At 50.9% G+C, this 2,499-nt stretch carries 4 protein-coding genes and 1 pseudogene; 4 read left to right on the top strand and 1 reads right to left on the bottom strand.

Annotated features, from left to right (window positions below):
• From Q0236_RS07260 to Q0236_RS07245, 4 genes and pseudogenes are all read left to right on the top strand, one after another.
• Window positions 1-150: pseudogene (locus Q0236_RS07260) on the top strand (alanine racemase); the annotation flags it as partial.
• Complete coding sequence (locus Q0236_RS07255; RefSeq protein WP_297916495.1) at window positions 147-860, top strand: LemA family protein; 714 nt, start codon at window positions 147-149, stop codon at window positions 858-860. The pseudogene Q0236_RS07260 and the gene Q0236_RS07255, both read left to right, overlap by 4 nt.
• Window positions 861-875: 15 nt before the next feature.
• Window positions 876-1,469, top strand: coding sequence for a hypothetical protein (locus Q0236_RS07250; RefSeq protein WP_297916492.1), 594 nt, complete (start codon window positions 876-878; stop codon window positions 1,467-1,469).
• Window positions 1,466-2,263, top strand: a complete 798-nt coding sequence (locus tag Q0236_RS07245) for a YgcG family protein (RefSeq protein WP_297916490.1) — start codon at window positions 1,466-1,468, stop codon at window positions 2,261-2,263. The genes Q0236_RS07250 and Q0236_RS07245 overlap by 4 nt, the downstream gene beginning before the upstream one ends.
• Window positions 2,264-2,300: 37 nt before the next feature.
• On the opposite strand, the gene Q0236_RS07240 is transcribed toward Q0236_RS07245, so the two are convergent.
• Window positions 2,301-2,499, bottom strand: a 199-nt coding sequence (locus Q0236_RS07240; RefSeq protein ID WP_297916488.1) for a hypothetical protein, incomplete at its 5' end; no start/stop codon positions are given.

Raw genomic sequence — 2,499 nt, 5'->3', positions numbered from 1 at the left:
AAAATATCGATGGATAGTTTCTGCGCGGAATTCGGCGGAGAGCGAGTTTGCGTGCTGGACGACGCGCGAGCCTGGGCAAAGCGCTTCGGCACGATCGAATATGAAATTTTAGTCAAATTAAATTCCAACATCCCAAGGAGATTTCAATGAAAGAGCTGCAAGGAGAAAATAACGAGCGTATAGGTTACGACGATAAAGGCTTATCTGCGCGAGGCGAGAGCTTTGGCGGAGGAGAGTATCCGCGCCAAAAAGGAGGGCTTCATATCTTAATCAAAGCTCTAATCGTCTTAGTGATTGCGGCGATTGCGTTTGCGATATTTGCAGTGCCTGTTTACAATAAACTCGTAAGCAAAGATGAAGAAGTTAAGGCTGCGTGGAGCCAGGTACAAAACCAATATCAGCGCCGCGCCGACTTGATTCCAAATTTCGTAGAAACCGTCAAGGGCTACGCAAGCCATGAAAAAGATACCTTAGAAGGCGTTATAAATGCCCGCGCTAAGGCAACCGCTGTCAATATTAATGCAGAAAGTTTAGCGCAAGATCCGGAAGCGTTTGCAAAATTTAACGGCGCCCAAGGTGAGCTTAGCTCGGCCCTATCGCGCTTGATGCTGGTAGTCGAGCGCTACCCGGATCTTAAGGCAAATCAGAATTTCGCCGAGCTGCAAAATCAGCTCGAAGGCACGGAAAACCGTATCGCTGTAGCGCGCAAGGACTACATCGCCTCGGTGCAGGAATACAACAAGCTAATTAGAACCTTTCCTACAAACATCATCGCGCGCATCGTAGGACTAGGCGGCGCCAAACCTAGCTTTAGCGCTGATAGCTCAAGCCAAAAAGCCCCTAGCGTCTCGTTTAAATAACGCTAAAGGCGGCAAATGCTAAGCGAGCAGTGCAAGCAAAAAATCCACGAGCTAATCACGAAAGCCGAAACCGCAAGCGGTGCGCAGATCGTCTGCGTGGTCGCGCGCGAAGCAAGCGAGGACTGCGAAGCTAGCTATGGCGCAGCGGCAGTGACGGCGTTTGCGATCGGCATCGTTCTGTGCTTCGTGCCGCAAATAAGCAAAGCTGAGCTACTGCAGATCGTAGCGCTTAGCTTCATTGCGATTAAAGCTCTGCTAGCTAAATGCCCTGCGCTTTTAACTCTAATCACGTCTAAATCTCGCAGACTTCGGCTCTCAGGCGAGTTTGCGATGCTAAAATTTTACGAGCGCTACGGCAGCGTAAAAGAAGCGATAATGTTTTGTGTCTGCGTCCGCGAGCGCTGCGCTCATATCATCTGCGGCGCGCGAGCGGCGGAGTTTATCTCTAAGAGCGAGTTTGAACGTATCACGACGGAATTTAACCCCAGCACGCAAGGCCTTGAGCCTGCTGTTTTAAAGGCGATGGACACGCTGTGCGAGCTAGCCATGCGAGTGCCTAAAGATAGCGAAAATAACGAGATAGAAGAGACCTTGGTGGAGCTGCGATGAGAGTGGCTTGGAGATTTGCTTTTGCCCTGATGGCGCTATTTGTAATAAGCGTCGCCGCACCTAGCGAGTATCTAGCCCATCCAAACGGCACCGCTGTAATAGATGAGGCTGGCATTTTACGCCCAGCCGCGAGAGAGAGTCTGAATGAAATTTTAATGACTTTCGATAAAAATTCCACAAACCAGATCATGCTCGTAAGCCTAAAATCGCTCGGTGGCTACTCTATCGAGGAAATCGGCGTAGAGCAGGCGCGCGCTCTTGGTATCGGGCAAAAAGGGCGCGACAACGGCGTACTGCTGCTCGTCGCTCCGCACGAGCATAAAGTGCGTATCGAGGTCGGATACGGGCTAGAGGGCGTGCTAACCGATATGCGCGCCAAGCGTATCATCAGCAATAAAATTCTGCCCTATTTTAGGCAGGGAGATTATGAAAGTGGCGTCATTAGCGGGATTTCAGCGATCATTAGCACGATCGAAGGCGGCGATATAAAATTTGATCCGCTTAACGCCAACGCGCAGCAGGATCCGAGCAACAAGGACTTTGCGATCTTTATGGTGCTTTTTGCGGTCTTGCTTTTTGCGATACTAAGCCGCCGTGTAACGCGTCGCAGAAGAAGCGACGAGGATATAATCTCGAGTGCAGACATCATAAGCGAAATCGCGCGCTCATCGCGCATGAGAGGCGGCTCATCCGGAGATTTTGGCAGATTTGGAGGAAATGGCGGTTTTAGCGGAGGCGGCTTCAGTGGGGGCGGCGGAAGCTTCGGCGGGGGCGGTGCTAGCGGAAGCTGGTAGCCACAGAAATTTTATCAAAATTCCAAATCGTAGAATTTTATCTAAATTTTAAAATTTCAGAATTTCTAAATTCGGCTGCTGGTATAGAAAAACAGCATGAGCGGCTTGTCGTTGCCTCAATCTTTAGCGTGCGTTCGGAGAGGTCAAACTTGGAGGCGAGCGAGGTGCCGTCGCTGCTTAGATGGTGCTTCCATCCGTCACAGCCTGCGAGCAGCAGCGCGAACACGGCGGCGGCA

Origin of the sequence: uncultured Campylobacter sp. (genome assembly GCF_938031315.1) — a bacterium.
Lineage (GTDB): Bacteria > Campylobacterota > Campylobacteria > Campylobacterales > Campylobacteraceae > Campylobacter_B.
This window is presented reverse-complemented; position numbering and strand designations above follow the sequence as displayed.